The 19,746-nt window shown below is 64.3% G+C and carries 13 protein-coding genes; 5 read left to right on the forward strand and 8 right to left on the reverse strand.

Annotation, left to right across the window (positions count from 1 at the left end; all coding sequences use genetic code 11):
* Positions 1-20: 20 nt before the first annotated feature.
* The 8 genes from FEM01_RS15695 to glnE all read right to left on the reverse strand — a co-directional run bounded on the left by FEM01_RS15695 (position 21) and on the right by glnE (position 10,142).
* Positions 21-1,463, reverse strand: a complete 1,443-nt coding sequence (locus tag FEM01_RS15695) for a lipopolysaccharide kinase InaA family protein (protein ID WP_138220404.1) — start codon at positions 1,461-1,463, stop codon at positions 21-23.
* Positions 1,463-2,215: a lipopolysaccharide kinase InaA family protein gene (locus tag FEM01_RS15700; RefSeq protein ID WP_138220405.1), complete on the reverse strand. Its 753-nt coding sequence runs from the start codon at positions 2,213-2,215 to the stop codon at positions 1,463-1,465. The genes FEM01_RS15695 and FEM01_RS15700 overlap by 1 nt, the downstream gene beginning before the upstream one ends.
* On the reverse strand, positions 2,212-2,946 hold the full coding sequence (locus tag FEM01_RS15705) for a lipopolysaccharide kinase InaA family protein (RefSeq protein ID WP_138220406.1): 735 nt from the start codon (positions 2,944-2,946) through the stop codon (positions 2,212-2,214). The genes FEM01_RS15700 and FEM01_RS15705 overlap by 4 nt, the downstream gene beginning before the upstream one ends.
* Complete coding sequence (gene rfaP / locus FEM01_RS15710) at positions 2,946-3,752, reverse strand: lipopolysaccharide core heptose(I) kinase RfaP (protein ID WP_138220407.1); 807 nt, start codon at positions 3,750-3,752, stop codon at positions 2,946-2,948. Before rfaP ends, FEM01_RS15705 begins: the two co-directional genes overlap by 1 nt.
* A complete protein-coding gene (locus FEM01_RS15715; protein WP_138220408.1) occupies positions 3,749-4,873 on the reverse strand; it encodes a glycosyltransferase family 4 protein in 1,125 nt (374 codons plus the stop codon). The genes rfaP and FEM01_RS15715 overlap by 4 nt, the downstream gene beginning before the upstream one ends.
* Positions 4,873-5,931, reverse strand: a complete 1,059-nt coding sequence (gene waaC / locus FEM01_RS15720; RefSeq protein ID WP_138220409.1) for a lipopolysaccharide heptosyltransferase I — start codon at positions 5,929-5,931, stop codon at positions 4,873-4,875. Before waaC ends, FEM01_RS15715 begins: the two co-directional genes overlap by 1 nt.
* Complete coding sequence (gene waaF, locus FEM01_RS15725; RefSeq protein WP_138220410.1) at positions 5,932-6,981, reverse strand: lipopolysaccharide heptosyltransferase II; 1,050 nt, start codon at positions 6,979-6,981, stop codon at positions 5,932-5,934. It lies immediately after the preceding gene.
* Between the two features lie 227 nt (positions 6,982-7,208).
* Positions 7,209-10,142: a bifunctional [glutamate--ammonia ligase]-adenylyl-L-tyrosine phosphorylase/[glutamate--ammonia-ligase] adenylyltransferase gene (glnE, locus tag FEM01_RS15730; protein ID WP_138220411.1), complete on the reverse strand. Its 2,934-nt coding sequence runs from the start codon at positions 10,140-10,142 to the stop codon at positions 7,209-7,211.
* Positions 10,143-10,525: 383 nt separating this feature from the next.
* Between glnE and aceE the strand changes: the two genes are divergently transcribed.
* From aceE to FEM01_RS15760, 5 genes are all read left to right on the forward strand, one after another.
* Entirely contained in the window at positions 10,526-13,171 is a 2,646-nt protein-coding gene (gene aceE / locus FEM01_RS15735; RefSeq protein WP_138220412.1) for a pyruvate dehydrogenase (acetyl-transferring), homodimeric type, read from the forward strand.
* A 13-nt stretch (positions 13,172-13,184) separates the two neighbouring features.
* Entirely contained in the window at positions 13,185-14,822 is a 1,638-nt protein-coding gene (gene aceF / locus FEM01_RS15740; RefSeq protein WP_138220413.1) for a dihydrolipoyllysine-residue acetyltransferase, read from the forward strand.
* Between the two features lie 627 nt (positions 14,823-15,449).
* Positions 15,450-18,143, forward strand: a complete 2,694-nt coding sequence (locus tag FEM01_RS15745) for a putative bifunctional diguanylate cyclase/phosphodiesterase (RefSeq protein ID WP_138220414.1) — start codon at positions 15,450-15,452, stop codon at positions 18,141-18,143.
* Between the two features lie 169 nt (positions 18,144-18,312).
* Positions 18,313-18,981 (forward strand): peptide-methionine (S)-S-oxide reductase MsrA, encoded by a 669-nt coding sequence (msrA, locus tag FEM01_RS15755; RefSeq protein ID WP_138220415.1) that lies wholly within the window; start codon positions 18,313-18,315, stop codon positions 18,979-18,981.
* A gap of 3 nt (positions 18,982-18,984) precedes the next feature.
* Positions 18,985-19,599: a glutathione S-transferase gene (locus FEM01_RS15760; RefSeq protein ID WP_138220416.1), complete on the forward strand. Its 615-nt coding sequence runs from the start codon at positions 18,985-18,987 to the stop codon at positions 19,597-19,599.
* The last annotated feature ends 147 nt before the right edge of the window (positions 19,600-19,746 follow it).

The following is a 19,746-nucleotide window of genomic DNA, read 5'->3' on the forward strand; positions in this document are numbered from 1 at the left end:
TCGGCAAGACCAGCCCCTGGCTACTCAGGCAGACGCGGCAGCACTTGATCCAACCGCTGGTGCAACGCGCTGCTGCTCGGCCAGTTGCGCAGCAAGCGCGCCCGGTCGCGGGCGAAGGCCGGGGCGAAGCTGAGCTGGGTCGCGTGCTGGCACGTAGCGTCGAGGTCGATCAGCGACCACTGGCCGTCGACCCAGAACAGGTTGTGGCCCTTGAAGTCACCGTGGCTGATACGCTCGCGAATCAGCTGCTGCATCAGGTGGACCAAGGCCTCGACCTGTTCGTCTGGGGCCTCGCCAGTGTCCACGAACGGAGCGAAGCACGCGACCAGGTCGGGGCCATCGATATGCTCGGTCACCAGGTAGGCACGGCTACGCAGCCCCAAGGTGCGGGTTTCCAGCACCGCCAACGGGCGCGGGGTGGCGATATCGAGGAATGCCAGGCGATTGCCTTCGATCCACGCATGCCAGGCCCGGCTCGGACGCCAGAAGCGCTTGAACCAATGGGCGGTACTTTTGATGTTGTAGCGTTTGAGCAACAGCGCACGCCCGTTCACTTCGACCCGCGCCACGCTGGCGGCGCCGCCAGTCTTGTACAACTGCCCCCGGTCGATCAGCGCATCGGCCTGCTCCAGCACCGGTAGCAATGCCTCACGCTCTTCACGGCGGATCGCACGCAACCCCGACAGACTGCGCTCGACGCTGAACAGCGTGCATTCGCGCCCGGCTTTCTCCAGATAGTCCTTCAGGCGCCAGGCGCGCACCTTGTCCACCTGCTTGAGCAAGGCTTCAAGGGGCAATGCGTGTTCGGCGTTGGCCAACAGATAGTGCACCAGCGCCTCTTCGATGAACGGCTCCAGACGCTTGGGCAATTGCGCGAAGAACACCCCGAGGTTTTCCAGCACCCGCTGACGCGAAAGCTGCTGGCCTGGGGTCTCGGCCTTGATCCCGGCACCATCGATCAGGTACAGCCGACCGTCCTGGCGCAGCAGGTTGTCCAGGTGCAGGTCGTCTTGCCACAGCCCCTTGGCGTGCATCTGCGCCACAGCCGTCAACGCCTCACCGAGCACCTCATGCTGCGCGTCGGCCAGCATCGGCAAGTGTTCCACCTCGGCCCACGCATCCCCCAGGCTCTGGGCGTGGTCGAGGAACTCGAACAGCAACCAGCCACCCTCGCCGTCCTGCAGGCCGTCAGCTAACAGGCGGGGCGTGCTCAGACCCTGATCGGCCATCAGCCGGGCACCGTCCCGTTCGCGCTGGAAGTGCCGTGCGGCACTGCCGCCGACCAACAGCTTGGCCAGCACCTTGGTGCCGCGCCAGATACCTGCGCCCACATAACGCTGGCCAGGCAGCACCCGCAGCAGGCTGAGCAGTTGCAGGTCGGCAGGCCCTGCCGCATCGGCGAGGGTGATGGTCAGCGGCAGGGTCGGGCTGCGCCCGGCGGCCTTGAGTTCGGACAGGCGCATCAGCGGCCCTCTTTGTGGCGACGGCGTTGTGTCAGGCGTTGCATCCAGGTGCCGACCAACGCGCTGTCGAGCGGCTGTTCAAGGTAGGCAGACAACAGGACGCGCACGTCGGCCTCGGTCCAGGTATCGGCGCGGCGCAACAGCGGCTCCAGATCCTTGAGCCGATCACGCATGCCGAACAGCAGCGGGCGGGTCTTCTCCAAGTCGATCAACTGCGCCTGCCAGTCTTCGCGGCGCTCACGCAGGAAGATGTGCTTAGGGTAGAAGCAGCCGTGTACCTGGCCGGCCCGGTGCAGCGTCCGGGCCAACTGGCCACAGGCGCGCAGGATGCCATCGCGCTGCGGCTCGGCCAGTTGTGGCCATTGGCCGAGCAACTGATCCAGGTCGCGCCAGTCGTCCAGGGCGCGGGTCATGAGCATGGCGCGGTGCTGTCCGCCTTGCTTGCGCTCGCCGTAGAACACCGCCTGCAACGCCGGGATGCCTAGCTTTTGGTAGCGGCTGATGTTGCGAAACTCGCGGGCCAGGGTCGGCTCGCCGAAGGGACGGTGCAGGGTCCGCGTGAGGTAATCGCTCTGGCGCTTGAGGTAGTAGCCCTTGCCCTCCAGCTCCAGGCGGAACACGCTGCTCCAACCGCCGCGCCCGGTATTGGGTTCGTCCACCGCGTCGAGCTGCAATGCCCACAGCGTCTCGAAATCGCTCAGGCCGTGGCGTTTGAGCAGCGCCTGGTCGGTGCTGGCCAGGTAATCGGTCATTCCCTTCCCTCGAAAAAGCTCAACACCTGACGCACACGCCGCTTGTCACGGGGGGTCAGGCGATCATGGCGACGGTACTGCAAGTAGAAACGCAGGCGCTGGGTCGCCGACAAGTGATACTTGGCGACCTTGTCCAGGCAGGCCAGGTCCTTGATCAGGCGATGGCGCAACATGAAACCGCGCCAGAAGTCCCCCGTCGGACAGTCGATGAAGAACACCGTACCCTGATCGTCCACCAGCAGGTTGCGCCACTTCAGGTCGTTGTGGGCAAAGTGGTGGTCGTGCATCTGGCGGGTGTGCCGCGCCAGTTGCCGGCTCACGTGATCGACCCAGGCGCGGTCGTGCAGGCGCGGGTCGTTACGCTCGGCCAATACCGAGAGGTCTTCGGTGCGCGGCAACTCGCGGGTGACCATCGCCCCACGGCCAAACGACAGCCCGTTGCGCTCGAGCCCCCAGGCCACCACGTCAGCGGTGGGAATACCCCACTTGGCGAACTGCTTGAGGTTCTGCCACTCGGCCTTGATCCGCGGGCGTCCGAGGAAGCGGCGCATGTGTTTACCGGCGCCGGTGTAGCGCTTGACGTAGTAGTTGACCCCGTCACGCTCGATACGAATGACCTCGCTCAACGGGTCACGGGTCAGGTGTTCGCCCTGCAAGGCGAACACCGCTTCGAGACTGCCAAAGTCCGCCGCCAGCGGCTGATAGCCTGGCGCCAGTGTCCAACCCGCCATCAGAGTGCATCCCCATAGCGTTGCTTGCGATCGTAGAGTTTTTGCGCCTTGCGTTCGAGCCAGGCGAGCAGCGCGGCTTCTTCCTTGAGTACCTGGCGCAGCGGACGCTGGAAGTATCCGCGTAGAAAGCGCAGCTTGTCGCGCCGGGTCAGGCCGATGTCCAGCGCCGAGAAGTACAGCGCAGCCAGGTCCTTGTCACGCCAGCGCCGGGTGATTGTCGCGCGGGTCTGCGCGCGATGCAGGTCGATCACCGACAGTTTGAAGTCATCCGCCGTCACCGGACGGTCGGTGTGCAGCAAAAAGTGACAGATGTAGCAGTCACGATGGTTGACCCCTGCGCGGTGCATGCCACCGGTCATTTTCGCCACTTCAGCGATCAGCGCGCGCTTGAGGCGCGGCTCAGGCGGCTGCTTGACCCAGTCGAGGCTGAAGTCTTCCAGGCTCACGGTGGGCGCCAGTTCTTCGGTGACGATGAACGAGTGCTGGGTCGCCGGGTTGCTGCCGCGCTCGCCGTAGGCCACGGCAGTCATGGTCGGTACGCCGACCTCATGCAGGCGCTGGATGGCTTTCCACTCCTGGCCTGCGCCGAGCACCGGCAGCTTGGCGCTGAACAGGTTCTTGAAGATCTCGCCCCAGCCAATGCCGCGGTGGATCTTGACGAAGAACCCCTCGCCGTCGACTTCGGTACGCAGCGTCCGCCGGCCTTCCAGCTCGCGGTACACCTCGCCCTGCAATTGCTCGACCGCATCGAACGCGTCGCGCCCGGCCCACAGGCGCTTGAAGGGTTCGGCCAGCATCAGTTTCATGCCTGTCCCTCGCCCAGGATCACATCGGCGGCATGCTGCGGCATGCTGTACAGATCGGCGCTGCCGGCGAAGGTCACGCCATTGCGCGACCAGGCGGCACGCGCCGGGCCGTCTTCAAGCATGCGTTGCAGGTACTGGTTGAGCTGCTCCTGCGCGAACGGATCGTCCAGCACCAGGCCACTGTCGGCCTCGGCGATGTAGTGGGCATAGCCGCAGACTTTCGAGACCAGCACCGGCAACCCGGCGACCAGTGCTTCGAGCAGCACGGTGCCGGTGTTCTCGTTGTAGGCCGGGTGGATCAGCAGGTCGGCGCCCAGCAGGAAGCGCGGGATATCGCTGCGCCCCTTGAGAAACTGCACCTGCTCACCCAAGCCCAGCGCGGTGCTCTGCACCTGGAACAGCTTGGGGTCGTCCTGGCCGATGACCATCAACCGGGTACGCTTGCGCAAGCTTGCAGGCAGCGCGGCCAGGGCCTTGAGGCTGCGGTCTACGCCCTTGGTCTTGAAGCCCGAGCCGATCTGCACCAGCAGCAGTTGGTCGTCTGACAAGCCGAATTCACGACGGAACTCGGCACGAATCGCATCGGCGTCAGCCGGGCGCCGGCGGTCCTGGGAAATCCCCGGTGGCAGCAGGTGGAAACGCGCCTGCGGCGTGCCGTAGTGCTTGATGAACAGCGGTTGCTGCACCTCGGAGATCATCAGGATCTCGGTACGCGCATCCTGGGCGAACACCGCACGCTCGTACTCGGCGAAATGCCGGTAGCGACCCCAGCGACGGTACAGGCCGCCGCGCAGGGTCTGGGCCTTGTCCTCGAAGCAGCCATCGGCGGCGTAGTAAACGTCCAGGCCGGGCATTTTGTTGAAGCCGATCAGCCGGTCCACTGGGCGCTTGGCCAGGTCGGCGTCCATCCAGGCGCTGAGCTTCTCGTTGCGGCGGTGGTTGAACAACGCCTTGACCGGCGCCACCAGCACCTCGAAGCCAGGCGGAATGTCACCTTCCCAGATCAGCGTGTAGACGCGGATCTGGTGACCACGCTTCTGGCATTCGAGTGCGATGCGCATGAAATCGCGTTGCAGCCCGCCGAAAGGGAAGTATTTGTAGAGCACGAAAGCCAGTTGCATCAACGAACATCCTCAGCCAGCAGCAGCGCGCTCAAGCGGCCCGCCACATGCTCGGGATTCAGGCGAGTGAAGCACAACGGCCACTCGCGTTTGAGATCGAACCGGCGCAGATCCTCTGCGCTCGGCTTGTAGGTGCACTTCTTCTGCAGGCACGGGGCGCAGGCAAAGTTGCTCGCCTGGTGGATCTGGGCGCGTCCGTAGGCACCGGTCAGACCAGGGTTGGTGGGGCCGAACAGCGAGATGGTCGGCACATCCAGCGCGGCCGCCAGGTGGCCAAGTCCGGTGTCCACGGCCACGCAGGCCTTGGCAGCGGCCAACACGCGGGCAACCCCTGCAAGGTTCAATTTGGGGAGCACCTGGCAGTTGTTCAAGCCTTGCGCAATCCGCTCGGCCCTGGCCTTTTCCGCAGGGTTGCCCCAAGGCAGCAGCACCTGCAACTTGCGCCGGCCCATACGCTCGGCCAGCTCGCGCCAATAGGCTTCGGGCCAGTGTTTGGTGGCCCAGGTGGTGCCGTGCAGGAACACCACGTAGGGTGCGACCGGTGGCAGTTGCAGACGGTTCAGGTCAAGGCCGTAATCGCCGACGCCTTCGGGAATGTCGTAGGCCAGGGCCAGGGCGAACAGCTGGCGTACCCGTTCGACCGCGTGCTGGCCGAGGGCGACCGACAGACGCCGGTCATAGAACCTGCTGGCCAGACCTTCGCGTGCCGAATAGCGGTCGAGCCCGGCCACCGGAGCCTTGACGTAGCGTGTCAGCCAAGCCGACTTGAGCAGCCCCTGGGCATCGATCACCAGGTCGTACTTACGCGCCCGCAGGCGCTGTTTGAACGCCTTCCACTCGCCACTCTTGAGGGTCTGCCAGAGGTTCTTGCGCCAGCGGCGAATCGCCACCGGGATCACCTGGTCGACCGCCGGATGCCAGGTGGGGATCTCGGCGAAGCCTTCCTCGACCACCCAGTCGAAGCGGATGCCGGGAATCGCATGGGCCGCATCGGTGAGCGCCGGGAGGGTGTGAATGACGTCGCCCAGCGACGACGTCTTGATGATCAGTACCCGCACTCAGTCGACCTCGGCCAAGCTATCGATCAGGTTCGGACCACCCAGGCTGTGCAGGGCAGCAATGACTTTTCCAGGCTCCAGCAGACGCAGGCAATTGTAATGGCCGAAACGGCAGGTGCGCTCGAAGCACGGGCTGCATTCGATGCCGGTACGCACCACCTCGACCTGGTCGGCCAGCGGCGGCGTGAAGCCCGGCGAGGTCGAGCCGTACACGGCCACCAACGGGCGGTTCAGTGCCGCCGCCACGTGCATCAGGCCGGAATCGTTGGACACCACAGCATCGGCGCAGGACATCAGATCGATAGCCTCGGCCAGTGAGGTCTCGCCCGCCAGGTTGTAGGACTCTTCGCGCAGGCCCGGAATCAGTCGGTCGCGGATCTGCTCGCCGACAGGGTGGTCCTTCTTCGAGCCGAACAACCACACTTGCCAGCCCTGGCGGATCATCGCCTCGGCCACGGCAGCGTAATGCTCGCTCGGCCAACGCTTGGCCTCGCCGAACTCGGCGCCGGGGCACAACACCAGCAGCGGGCGGTCCAGCGCCAGACCGAATTTGGCCAGTGCGGCATCGCGGCTGGCGGCCTCAATGCGCAAGCTCGGGCGTGGGTAGGGTTGCGGCAGCGGCGCATCAGGCGCATAGGCCAGGGCCATGAAACGCTCGATCATCAGCGGGTAGCGCGCCTTGTCCAGCTTGCGCACGTCGTTAAGCAGCAAGTAACGCATTTCGCCGCGCCAGCCGGTGCGCACGGGGATGTCGGCGAAGTACGGCACCAGCGCCGACTTGAGCGAGTTGGGCAACAAAATGGCCTGGTCATACTGACCCGCCAGCGACTTGCCGATGCGCCGACGCGTGGCCAACGCCAGCGCACCATGGCCGAGCGGGAAGCTCAAGGCCTGGCGCACTTCGGGCATGCGTTCGAGGATTGGCCGGCTCCATTCGGGGGCCAGCACGTCAATCACGCTGTCGGGGTGCTGTTGTTTCAGGCACTGGAACAAAGTTTGCGCCATCACCATGTCGCCGACCCAGCTGGGGCCAATGATCAGTATTCTCATGGGTTATCCAGAAACATTCGGGGAGGCTGCAGGCTGATCTGCAACCTGGCCTCCCCTCTTTATATTCAGGCTATGTGGCGCACAGTGTACCACTGCGGGCTGAGAGAGGTTTTCTGGGGCTGCTGCGCAGCCCTTTCGCGGCGCAAGGCCGCTCCTACAGCAAAGGCGTTCCCCCTGTAGGAGCGGCCTTGTGCCGCGAAAGGGCCGCAAAGCGGCCCCAAAAACGCTCACGTCAACCCCAACTGACCCCAGATCCGCCGCACCTGGCGGCGTTCATCGACGAACTGCGCGGCATCGATCACCCCCGCCTGTTTCTGCAACGCCTGGCGGTGCGAGGCCGAACGGAACGCCTTGTACACCTCGCGCAGCAGCACGGCATCGGCGGCGGGCATCAGTCCGGCCTGCTCAAGCTCTTCGAGCAGGCGGATGTTATCGGTCCAGCGCAGCAGGCTCGGGTGGTCATGGGACCAGGCCAAAGCGGCGTATTGCACCATAAATTCGATATCGACGATACCGCCCGCATCCTGCTTGATGTCGAACGGCTGACCGGCCTCGAAGGCATTGCCAGCAGTGCCTGCGGCAGTCCCCTTAGATCCCAGGTTGTCGCGCATCTTGGCGCGCATTTCGCTCACTTCGACGCGCAGCGTGTCGAGTTCGCGGGGCTTGCCCAGTACCCGCGCGCGTACGCCCTCGAAGGCCTGTGCCACCTGCCCGCAGCCCACCAGCACCCGCGCCCGTACCAGCGCCTGATGCTCCCAGGTCCAGGCCTCGGCTTGCTGGTAGCGCTCGAAAGCGCCCAGCGAGCTGACCAACAACCCCGATGCACCCGAGGGGCGCAGGCGCATGTCCACGTCGTAGAGTTGGCCGGAGTTGGTCTGGGTGGTCAGCAGGTGAATGATGCGCTGGCCCAGGCGGGTGAAGAACTGCGCGCCATCGATGGGTTTGGCGCCATCGGTCTCGGCATTCGGGTCGCCGTCATGGATGAACACCAGGTCCAGGTCCGAGCCATGGCCCAGCTCGATCCCACCGACCTTGCCATAGCCGACGATGATGAAGCCTGGGTCGCACAGGCTGCCGTCGCTACGCTGCGGCTGGCCGTAGCGGGCTACGGTGTGCCGCCAGGCCAGGGCCAGGACCTGGTCGAGGATCGCCTCGGCCAGCCAGGTCAGGTAGTCGCTGACCTTCATCAACGGCAAGTTGCCGGTGATCTCCGAGGCCGCCACCCGCAGGCTGTGGGCCAGCTTGAAGTGGCGCAGCGCCTCCATCTGCTGCTCCAGATCATCCTCGGGAATCCGCGTCAGACGCTCGCGCAGCTCGGCGGCCAGTTCCGGCGCCAGGGGCGGGCTGAACAGACGGCCTTCGTTGAGCAACTCGTCGAGCAGCAACGGGTATCGTGCGATCTGCTCGGCGATCCACGGGCTGGCGGCGCACAGGGTCAGCAGGCGCCGCAGGGCGCCGGGGTTTTCGGTGAGCAGCACCAGGTACGCGGAGCGGCGGGCCACGGCCTCAACCAGCGGCAATACCCGCTCCAGCACCAAGTCCGGGTTGTCGTGCTCGACGGCCTGGGCCAGCAAGCGTGGAATAAAGGCATCCAGGCGCTCACGACCAATGCGCTGCATCGAACGCAGCGCGGGGCTTGCGCGTAGGGCAGCAAGACGCCGCAACGCTTCGGCGGGCACCTTGAACCCGGCCTCTTCCAGCTGACGGCAAGCGGCCTCTTCGTCCTGGGCCTGCTCCCACAGCGGCGACCACTCGCCGCCGACCACCAGTTCGCCTTCGACCTCATCTTCATCGGGGTCGGCGATCACTTGGCGGAAGTGCCAGTCAATACGTCTGCGCCAGTGCATCAACTGCTCATGGAAGCAGCTCCAGTCGCTAAAACCGAGCATGTAGGCGATGCGCTCACGATCCTGACTGTCGTCTGGCAGCATCTGGGTCTGACGGTCGGCAATGGCCTGGATGGCGTGCTCGGTATAGCGCAGGAACGCGTAGCCCTCGTGCAGCTCGGCGACCACCGCTGGCGGCAGGTAGCCCTGGCCTTCGAGGGTGGCGAGCACCTTGAGCAGCGGGCGCTGTTGCAGGCTCAGGTCGCGCCCGCCGTGAATCAGCTGGAAGGCCTGGGCGATGAACTCCACTTCGCGGATGCCGCCAGCGCCGAGCTTGATGTTGTCGGCCATGCCCTTGCGCCGCACCTCCTGCTGGATCAGCTGCTTCATGCTGCGCAGCGCTTCGATCGCCGAAAAGTCCAGGTAACGCCGATAGACGAACGGACGCAGCATTTCCTGCAACTGCGCACCCGCGACCTGATCGCCCGCCACCACTCGCGCCTTGATCATCGCGTAGCGTTCCCAGTCACGGCCCTGATCCTGGTAATACTGCTCCAGCGCGTTGAAGCTCAGCACCAACGCACCCGCCGAGCCGTAAGGGCGCAGGCGCATGTCAACGCGGAACACGAAGCCGTCGACGGTCACCGGGTCCAGCGCCTTGATCAGGCGCTGGCCGAGGCGGGTGAAGAATTCCTGGTTGTCCAGCGAGCGCTTGACCCCTTCGGTCTCGCCGCCCTCGGGGAAGGCGAAGATCAGGTCGATGTCCGAGGACAGGTTCAGCTCCCCTGCGCCCAGCTTGCCCATGCCCAGCACCACCATCGCCTGCGGCTGGCCACTGCGCCGGCCAATGGGCGTGCCGAACTGCTGGCAGTGGCGCGGGTACAGCCACAGATACGCTTCGTCGATAGCGGCATCGGCCAGGTCCGACAGGTCGCGACAGGTCTCGCCCAGCGCCGCCTGGCGGGTAATGTCACGCCAGATGATGCGCAACTGCTGGCGGTTGCGTTCGCGGCGCAGGTTGCGCGCCAGTTCATCCTCGCTCTGCGCAGCCTGGGCCACGGCATTGACCTGCCCGCGCAGCTCGCCGGGGGCGAACGGGCGGTCCATCTGGCCGCTTGCCAGCAGCTCGAACAGCACCGCAGGCTCACGCTGGAGCTGGCCGAGCACGAAATCGCTGGCGGCGCACACCTGGTCGAACTGCTGTTGATGGGCGGCGCTCCACGTGTCCGGGTTCAGTGCAGGTTGCGCGGCGACGGCCTCGCGCAGGAACTGACGGTTACGAGCGACCAGCGGTTGGAGGGCGGCAGGCAGATCGAGCGGCAAAGGCAGGCGCATGGTCTATCCTTGATCGGCGTGAAAGTGAGGGGTTGAATGGGGTAAAACACCGCCGAATGACGGTTGGACTGTCATACAAAAGTTGTAAATAGCTGAAAAAGTCGAATCATTGGCTGAAACCATCAAGAATCACCCGATCACGACACAGCACCAACCAACATGAACGTTTTTCTCCACAACCCGGAGTGCGACCAAACGTCGCATTTGTGTAGTTTTACTACTACCCATGGCGTGTAAAAGCATGAAATGCGAATCCATTTGTAGTAAAACTACACCGCGCCGGATGACTGTCCGGTAATCCAAGAATTCACGACGTCTGCCCATAAGGCCAGTCGCAAACTCAGGCCACCGATTCTGGTGGCCTTTCCGCCCTGGAGCAAGCCATGCAAGACCTCGATCCAATCGAAACCCAGGAATGGCTGGATGCCCTGGAGTCGGTCCTCGACAAAGAAGGCGAAGACCGCGCTCATTACCTGATGACCCGCATGGGCGAGCTGGCCACCCGCAGTGGCTCTCAGCTGCCCTACGCCATCACCACGCCATACCGCAACACGATCCCTGTCACCCACGAAGCACGCATGCCTGGCGACCTGTTCATGGAACGCCGCATTCGCTCGATGGTGCGTTGGAACGCCCTGGCCATGGTCATGCGTACCAACCTGAAAGACTCGGACCTGGGTGGCCACATCTCGAGCTTCGCCTCCAGCGCCACGCTGTACGACATCGGCTTCAACTACTTCTTCCAGGCCCCGACCGAAGAGCACGGCGGCGATCTGATCTTCTTCCAGGGCCACGCCTCGCCAGGCGTCTACGCCCGCGCCTTCATGGAAGGCCGCATCAACGAAGAGCAGATGAACAACTTCCGTCAGGAAGTGGACGGCAATGGCCTGTCCTCGTACCCGCATCCATGGCTGATGCCTGACTTCTGGCAGTTCCCGACCGTTTCGATGGGTCTGGGTCCGATCCAGGCCATCTACCAGGCACGCTTCATGAAGTACCTGGAAGCTCGCGGCTTCATCCCGGCCGGCAAGCAGAAGGTCTGGTGCTTCATGGGCGACGGCGAGTGCGACGAGCCGGAATCCCTGGGCGCAATCGCCCTGGCCGGCCGCGAGAAGCTGGACAACCTGATCTTCGTCATCAACTGCAACCTGCAGCGCCTGGACGGCCCGGTTCGCGGCAACGGCAAGATCATCCAGGAACTCGAAGGCGTGTTCCGTGGCGGTGGCTGGAACGTCAACAAAGTCGTCTGGGGCCGCTTCTGGGACCCACTGCTGGCCAAGGACACCAACGGTGCCCTGCAGCGCCGCATGGACGAAGTCATCGACGGCGAGTACCAGAACTACAAAGCCAAAGACGGCGCGTACGTGCGTGAACACTTCTTCAACACCCCAGAACTCAAGGCCATGGTCGAAGACCTGTCCGACGACGAGATCTGGAAGCTCAACCGTGGCGGTCACGACCCGTACAAGGTGTACGCGGCGTACCACCAGGCGGTGAACCACAAAGAGCAGCCTACCGTCATCCTGGCCAAGACCATCAAGGGTTACGGCACCGGTGCTGGCGAAGCCAAGAACACCGCGCACAACACCAAGAAGGTCGACGTCGACAGCCTGCGTCACTTCCGTGACCGCTTCGATATCCCGGTCAAGGATGCCGACCTCGAGAACCTGCCGTTCTTCAAACCAGAAGAAGGCTCCGCCGAGGCCAAGTACCTGGCCGAGCGCCGCGCTGCCCTGGGCGGTTTCGTGCCTCAGCGCCGTGCCAAGAGCTTCAGCGTGCCGACCCCGCCGCTGGAAACCCTCAAGGCGATCCTCGACGGCTCGGGCGACCGCGAAATTTCCACCACCATGGCCTTCGTGCGCATCCTGGCGCAACTGGTCAAGGACAAGGAAATCGGCCAGCGCATCGTGCCGATCATCCCGGACGAAGCACGTACCTTCGGTATGGAAGGCATGTTCCGTCAGCTGGGCATCTACTCCTCGGTCGGCCAGCTCTACGAGCCAGTCGATAAAGACCAGGTGATGTTCTACCGCGAAGACAAGAAGGGCCAGATCCTCGAAGAAGGCATCAACGAAGCCGGCGCCATGTCGTCGTTCATCGCTGCCGGTACTTCGTACAGCTGCCACAACCAGCCGATGTTGCCGTTCTACATCTTCTACTCGATGTTCGGCTTCCAGCGTATCGGCGACCTGGCCTGGGCCGCTGGCGACAGCCGCACCCGTGGTTTCCTGATCGGCGGTACCGCCGGCCGTACCACCCTGAACGGTGAAGGCCTGCAGCACGAAGACGGTCACAGCCACATGATGGCGGGCACCATCCCGAACTGCCGCACCTACGATCCGACCTACGGCTACGAGCTGGCGGTGATCATTCAGGACGGCATGAAGAAGATGACCGAAGAGCAACAGGACATCTTCTACTACATCACCGTGATGAACGAATCCTACCAGCAGCCAGCCATGCCTGCCGGTGTCGAGGAAGGCATCATCAAGGGCATGTACCTGCTCGAAGAAGACACCCGCGATGCCGCGCACCACGTTCAGCTGATGGGCTCGGGCACCATCCTGCGTGAAGTCCGCGAAGCGGCGAAGATCCTGCGTGAAGAGTTCAACGTCGGTGCCGACGTGTGGAGCGTCACCAGCTTCAACGAACTGCGTCGCGACGGCCTGGCCGTGGAACGCGCCAACCGCCTCAAGCCTGGCCAGAAGCCACAGCAGACCTACGTCGAGCAGTGCCTGAACGGTCGCAAAGGCCCGGTCATCGCCTCCACCGACTACATGAAGCTGTTCGCCGAGCAGATTCGCCAGTGGGTGCCGAGCAAAGAGTTCAAAGTCCTGGGTACCGACGGTTACGGTCGCAGCGACAGCCGCAAGAAGCTGCGTCACTTCTTCGAAGTCGACCGCCACTTCGTCGTGCTGGCTGCCCTGGAAGCCCTGGCTGACCGTGGCGAGATCGAACCCAAGGTTGTGGCTGACGCCATCGTCAAGTTCGGCATCGACCCGGACAAGCGCAACCCACTGGACTGCTGAGGAGTATTTTTAAGTGAGCGAACTCATTCGCGTACCTGACATCGGCAGCGGTGAAGGTGAAATCATCGAGCTGTTCGTCAAGGTCGGTGACCGTATCGAGGCTGACCAAAGCCTGCTGACCCTGGAGTCCGACAAGGCCTCCATGGAGATCCCGGCTCCGAAGGCCGGCGTCATCAAGGAACTGAAGGTCAAGCTGGGCGACCGCCTGAAAGAAGGCGACGAGCTGCTGGTCCTGGAAGCCGAGGGCGCCGCTGCTGCGGCCCCCGAGGCTCCGGCCGCTGCCCCTGCCCCGGCTGCTGCACCGGCACCCGCCGCTGAAGCCGCCGCGGCTCCTGCGCCGGCCGCCGCCCCAGCTGCCGCCGCCGTGCAAGACATCCACGTGCCGGACATCGGCTCGTCGGGCAAGGCCAAGATCATCGAAGTGCTGGTCAAGGTCGGCGATACCGTCGAAGCCGACCAGTCGCTGATCACCCTGGAGTCCGACAAGGCCTCCATGGAGATCCCGTCGCCGGCTGCTGGCGTAGTCGAGGAAGTGCTGTGCAAGCTCGAAGACGAAGTCGGCACTGGCGACCTGATCTTCAAGCTGAAAGTCGCTGGCGCCGCGCCGGCTGCCGCACCGGCTCCGGCCGCTGCTGCCCCAGCTGCTGCACCTGCTCCGGCTGCCGCGCCAGCCGCTGCCCCGGCTCCTGCAGCCGCTGCGCCGGTCGCTACCGCACCGGCAGCCGGCAGCAACGCCAAGGTTCACGCAGGCCCAGCCGTGCGTCAGCTGGCCCGTGAATTCGGTGTCGACCTGGGCGCGGTCGCGGCCACTGGCCCGCACGGCCGTATCCTGAAGGAAGACGTGCAGGTTTACGTCAAGGCCATGATGCAGAAGGCCAAGGAAGCCCCGGCAGCTGCCGGTGCGACCGGCGGCGCCGGTATTCCGCCGATCCCTGCCGTGGACTTCAGCAAGTTCGGTGAAGTCGAAGAAGTCGCCCTGACCCGCCTGATGCAGGTCGGTGCCGCCAACCTGCACCGCAGCTGGCTGAACGTGCCGCACGTGACCCAGTTCGACTCCGCCGACATCACCGAGCTGGAAGCCTTCCGCGTCGCGCAGAAGGCGGTGGCGGAAAAGGCTGGCGTCAAGCTGACCGTGCTGCCACTGCTGCTCAAGGCCTGCGCATTCCTGCTCAAGGAACTGCCGGACTTCAACAGCTCGCTGGCGCCAAGCGGCAAGGCTGTGATCCGCAAGAAGTACGTGCACATCGGCTTCGCCGTAGACACCCCGGACGGCCTGCTGGTCCCTGTGATCAAGAACGTCGACCAGAAGAGCCTGCTGCAACTGGCTGCCGAAGCTGCGGCGCTGGCCGAAAAAGCCCGCACCAAGAAGCTCTCGGCAGACGACATGCAGGGCGCTTGCTTCACCATCTCCAGCCTCGGCCACATTGGCGGCACCGGCTTCACGCCGATCGTCAACGCGCCTGAGGTGGCTATCCTGGGCGTCTCCAAGGCGACCATGCAGCCGGTCTGGGATGGCAAGGCCTTCCAGCCCAAGCTGATGCTGCCGCTGTCGCTGTCCTACGATCACCGTGTCATCAACGGTGCTGCCGCCGCGCGCTTCACCAAGCGCCTGGGCGACGTGCTGGGCGACATCCGCACCATGCTGCTGTAACGCAGCACAAGCCGCCCCTACCAGCAGGGGCGGCACTGTTTTCGAGCTGCCACGCTCGTACCTCAACCCCGCCCCTTGGCGGGGCTTTTTTTGCCTCAAGGTTTTATGTGTCCTTGTAGGAGATCACCCAGCCCTTTGGGCTGCGCTGTCGCGCAGAGAACTGATTTCGCAAGCGCTCCGCGTACCCTGTGGGAGCGGCGGTTCGGCGCCCCGACTTGCCCGCGAAGCAGGCGACTCGGTGGATGGCACCGGCTTTGCCGGTGTTCGCGGTGGTCCGGCACTCCGGCAAGCCCGCCCCCACAAATTCCTTATAAATCAACAAGTTATGTGTATCTCTATGAGAGCGGCCTTGTGCCGCGAAAGGGCTGCGAAGCAGCCCCAACGATGCTGCATGAGGCTATGGTCCTGGGGCCGCTGCGCGCCCCTTTCCGGCCGGTCCGGCGCCCCGGCAAGGCCGCTCCTACAAAAGGCGCGTAATCCTATGCAGGACCTACAGATTTCACCCTGCGAGCCGACAACCTGTTCACAGCATCCTTCATGGCCGCTTGCCAGCCTTCGGGACATGATGCAACCTTGCCCAACGCGCCGCGATCCGCCGCGCACCTGCCTTGTTCAAGCGAGTCTTCGATGAAAAGCCAACCCGATGCCGCCAGCCGTGTGGCGGCCGAGGTCGTCACGCAGCTCCCCGTGCCTTCGCGGCTCGGCATGCTGCGCTTCGAACGGCTGAACGAAGCCTGCTGGACCCTGCTCTACCTGGACCCGGCCTGCGAGCGCCAATTCGGCCTGCCCGCTGCCGACCTGTGCGCCCTGATCGACGCACCCTTCGCCAGCCTGATGGAACCCGAGGCACGCTATCGGCTGCACGACGAAATCCAGCAGCAACTCGCCCAACGCAGTCATTACCGGGTGCGCTATACCCTGCACTGCGGCCCGGAGCCAGTCCGCCTGCTCGAAGTCGGCGAAAGCTACAAGCAGCACAACCGCCAACTGCTGCGCGGCTACCTGACGGTGCTGGACGACCAGCCCCTGGACAGCAACGACCCCGACGCCAACGATCTGGAGTCGCGCAACAATCGCCTGCAACTGGCCCTGCAACTGAACCAGCGCGCCCAGCAGGAACAGTTCGAGCACCTCGAGCGCGTACGTGCCCAGCAGGACCTGATTCTGCGCCTGGCTCGCCAACGCTACAGCGTGAACAACTCGCTGCTCGAAGCCGCCGAACTGATCACCCAGAGCGCTTGTGAGATCTACAGCGTCGACTGCGCCAGCATCTGGTACCTGCACGACCAGCGGCTCGAACCGATCAGCGCCTGGTATCGCCTCGAACAGCAGCACCGCTTGCCCCAGGCCATCGACGCCAGCCGCTTCCCCAGCTATCTCGAAGCCCTGCACGCCAGCCGCGCCATCGACGCCCACAACGCCAGCCACGATCCGCGCACCCGCGAAATGGCCGAGCTGCTGCACGGCGACAACGAAAGCGCCATGCTCGACGCCAGTATCCGCATCGACGGCCAGGTCGTCGGCGTGCTGTGCCTGGAACAAAACGGCATGCCACGGGCCTGGCAGTCCGACGAGATCGCCTTTGCCGGCGAGTTGGCCGACCAGTTCGCCCAGGTCATCAACAACCACAACCGGCGCACCGCAGCCAGCGCCCTGCACCTGTTCCAACGTGCCGTGGAGCAGAGTGCCAGCGCCTTTTTGCTGGTAAATCGCGACGGCGTGGTGGAGTACGTCAACCCAAGCTTCACCGCGATCACCCAATACAGCACCGACGAAGTCCAAGGCCATCACTTGGCCGAGCTGCCAGCGCTGGCGAACCTCAGCGAGCTGCTGTTCGACTCGCCGTCGAGCCTGGCCATGGGCAACAGCTGGCAAGGCGAGTTCAAGAGCCGACGCAAGAACCTCGAACCCTATTGGGGGCAGCTGTCGATCTCCAAGGTGTACGGCGATAACCGCGAGCTGACGCATTACATCGGCATCTACGAAGACATCACCCAGACCAAGCTCGCACAACAGCGCATCGAACGCCTGGCCTACACCGACAACCTGACCAACCTGGGCAACCGCCCTGCGTTCATCCGCAGCCTCGACGAACGCTTCGCCCGCGATGACGCAAGCCCGATTTGCCTGCTGCTGGTGGACATCGACAACTTCAAGCGGATCAACGACAGCCTCGGCCACCAAACCGGTGACAAGCTGTTGATCAGCTTGGCCCGGCGCCTGCGCAACAGCCTCAACAGCAGCGGTAGCCTGGCACGCTTTGCCAGCAACGAGTTCGCCGTGCTGCTGGATGACACCCACCTCGAAGACGGCCAGGACATCGCCCACCAGTTGTTGCGCACCCTCGACAAACCCATGTTCGTCGACAACCAGCTGATCAACGTCACCGCCTCCGTGGGCCTGGCCTACGCGCCGCTGCACGGCAGCGACCCGGCCACCCTGATGAAGAACGCAGGCCTGGCCCTGCACAAGGCCAAGGCCAATGGCAAGCATCAGGTACAGGTGTTCACCGAGGTGCTCAACGCCGAAGCCAGCTACAAGCTGTTCGTCGAGAACAACCTGCGCCGCGCCCTGACCCAGAACGAACTGGAAGTCTTCTACCAGCCCAAGCTGTGCCTGCGCAGCGGTCGCCTGCTGGGCCTTGAAGCGCTGCTGCGCTGGAACCACCCCGAGCGCGGCATGATCCGCCCCGACCAGTTCATCAGCGTGGCCGAAGAGACCGGCCTGATCATCCCCATCGGCAAGTGGGTGGTGCGCCAAGCCTGCCGCATGAGCCAACAGCTGCGCGAGGACGGCCTGGGCAACCTGCACGTGGCCATCAACCTGTCGCCCAAGCAGTTCTCCGACCCCGAGCTGGTTGGCTCGATCGGCAGCATCCTCAAGGAGGAAGCGCTGCCGCCACACCTGCTGGAACTGGAGCTGACCGAGGGCCTGCTACTCGAAGCCCGCGAGGACACCCATCGCCAGCTCGACGAACTCAAGGCCCTGGGCCTGACCCTGGCGATGGACGACTTCGGCACCGGTTACTCATCGCTGAGCTACCTGAAGAAGTTTCCGATCGACATCATCAAGATCGACCGCAGCTTCATCAACGAGATCCCCGACAACCAGGACGACATGGAAATCACCTCGGCGGTGGTGGCCATGGCCCACAACCTCAAGCTCAAGGTGGTCGCCGAAGGTATCGAGACCCCCGCGCAATTGGCCTTCCTGCGCCGCCACCGCTGCGACGTCGGCCAGGGCTACCTGTTCGACCGTCCCATTCCCGGGCGCGAACTGAGCGAAAAGCTGCGCCGCTACCCACGTGGCCCACTGGCCTGACAGCGGCGTAAAGCTCGGGCACTATAGAGGCCATTCGGGCCCCTTCGCGGGCAAGCCCGCGCCCACAGGAAGAAGCACTGCACTTGAGGGCAGCGATGACCCTGTGGGAGCGGGCTTGCCCGCGAAGAAGTCCACACCTATCGCACTGAAAAACACAGAGGAAGCGGCCATGGTCCTGCGTTCGGAAATCCTGGTGAACAAAAACGTCATGCCCACTGCGGAGCAGGCCCTGCCTGGCCGCGAAACCCCGATGAGCCTGCCTGAGTTCCACTACGTATTCGAAGGCACGCCGCTGCTCGGCCCCTTCTTCGAAGGCAACATCGACTTCGCCATTTTCGGCCTGGGCTGCTTCTGGGGCGCCGAGCGCCGCTTCTGGCAGCGCGAAGGCGTGGTCAGCACCGCGGTCGGCTATGCCGGTGGCTTCACCCCGAATCCCACTTACGAAGAGGTCTGCTCGGGCCTGACCGGTCACACCGAAGTGGTCCTGGTGGTATTCGACAAGGACCGGGTCAGCTATCACGAGCTGCTGACGATGTTCTGGGAGCTGCACAACCCGACCCAGGGCATGCGCCAGGGCAACGACATCGGCACCCAGTACCGCTCGGCAATCTACTGCACCTCGCCGCAGCAACTGGAAGAGGCCAAGGCCAGCCGCGACGCCTTCCAGGCCGAGTTGAACAAGGCCGGTTTCGGCCAGATCACCACCGAGATCGACCAGGCGCCGACCGTGTACTTCGCCGAGGCCTATCACCAGCAGTACCTGGCCAAGAACCCGAACGGTTACTGCGGCATCGGCGGCACCGGTGTTTGCCTGCCACCTAGCCTGCAAGGTAACTGAGCGATGATCCTGTTCCATTCGCCCTTGTCGCCGTTCGTGCGCAAGGTGATGGTGGTGTTGCACGAGACTGGCCAGCTTGAGCGGGTCACGTTGCAGCCGGTGAATATCAGCCCGGTCAGCGGCGACGAGCAGCTCAACCACGGCAACCCGATCGGCAAGATCCCGGCCCTGCGCCTCGACGACGGCGTTGTGCTGCACGATAGCCGAGTGATCTGCGAGTACCTCGACAGCCAGCACGTCGGCAACCCGCTGCTGCCGCGCGAAGGCTCGGCGCGCTGGCGTCGGCTGACCCTGGCCTCCCAGGCCGATGCGATCATGGATGCCGCCGTCGGCACCCGCTACGAAACCTTCCTGCGCCCGGCTGACAAGCAATGGGACGACTGGGTTCAGGCACAGAGCGAAAAGATCCGCCGTAGCCTGGCCAACCTGGAGCAGGAGCACCTGGCAGAGCTGGCCTCGGGCTTCGACCTTGCCGCCATCGGTGTGGCCTGCGCGCTGGGCTACCTGGACCTGCGCCAGCCGGCGTTTGGATGGCGTGAACGCCAGCCGGGGCTGGCAGCGTGGTATGCCGAGGTGAGCCAGCGGCCGTCGATGCTGGCAACCAACCCGGCCACCTGACCGCGCCACGCCTTCCTGTAGGAGCGGCCTCGTGCCGCGAAAGGGCCGCATAGCGGCCCCAGCTGTTTCAGCTTTTGCGCTAAAAACCTGGGGCCGCTGCGCGGCCCTTTCGCGGCGCAAGGCCGCTCCTACAAAAGCCTCACCTCG

Origin of the sequence: Pseudomonas mosselii (assembly GCF_005796105.1) — a bacterium.
Lineage (GTDB): Bacteria > Pseudomonadota > Gammaproteobacteria > Pseudomonadales > Pseudomonadaceae > Aquipseudomonas > Aquipseudomonas mosselii_C.

Bases quoted from the DNA above. Each gene is read 5' to 3' on its own strand.
- FEM01_RS15695 (WP_138220404.1), bottom strand. From the start codon at position 1,463: ATGCGCCTGTCCGAACTCAAGGCCGCCGGGCGCAGCCCGACCCTGCCG.
- FEM01_RS15700 (WP_138220405.1), bottom strand. From the start codon at position 2,215: ATGACCGATTACCTGGCCAGCACCGACCAGGCGCTGCTCAAACGCCAC.
- FEM01_RS15705 (WP_138220406.1), bottom strand. From the start codon at position 2,946: ATGGCGGGTTGGACACTGGCGCCAGGCTATCAGCCGCTGGCGGCGGAC.
- rfaP (WP_138220407.1), bottom strand. From the start codon at position 3,752: ATGAAACTGATGCTGGCCGAACCCTTCAAGCGCCTGTGGGCCGGGCGC.
- FEM01_RS15715 (WP_138220408.1), bottom strand. From the start codon at position 4,873: ATGCAACTGGCTTTCGTGCTCTACAAATACTTCCCTTTCGGCGGGCTG.
- waaF (WP_138220410.1), bottom strand. From the start codon at position 6,981: ATGAGAATACTGATCATTGGCCCCAGCTGGGTCGGCGACATGGTGATG.
- glnE (WP_138220411.1), bottom strand. From the start codon at position 10,142: ATGCGCCTGCCTTTGCCGCTCGATCTGCCTGCCGCCCTCCAACCGCTG.
- aceE (WP_138220412.1), top strand. From the start codon at position 10,526: ATGCAAGACCTCGATCCAATCGAAACCCAGGAATGGCTGGATGCCCTG.
- FEM01_RS15745 (WP_138220414.1), top strand. From the start codon at position 15,450: ATGAAAAGCCAACCCGATGCCGCCAGCCGTGTGGCGGCCGAGGTCGTC.
- msrA (WP_138220415.1), top strand. From the start codon at position 18,313: ATGGTCCTGCGTTCGGAAATCCTGGTGAACAAAAACGTCATGCCCACT.
- FEM01_RS15760 (WP_138220416.1), top strand. From the start codon at position 18,985: ATGATCCTGTTCCATTCGCCCTTGTCGCCGTTCGTGCGCAAGGTGATG.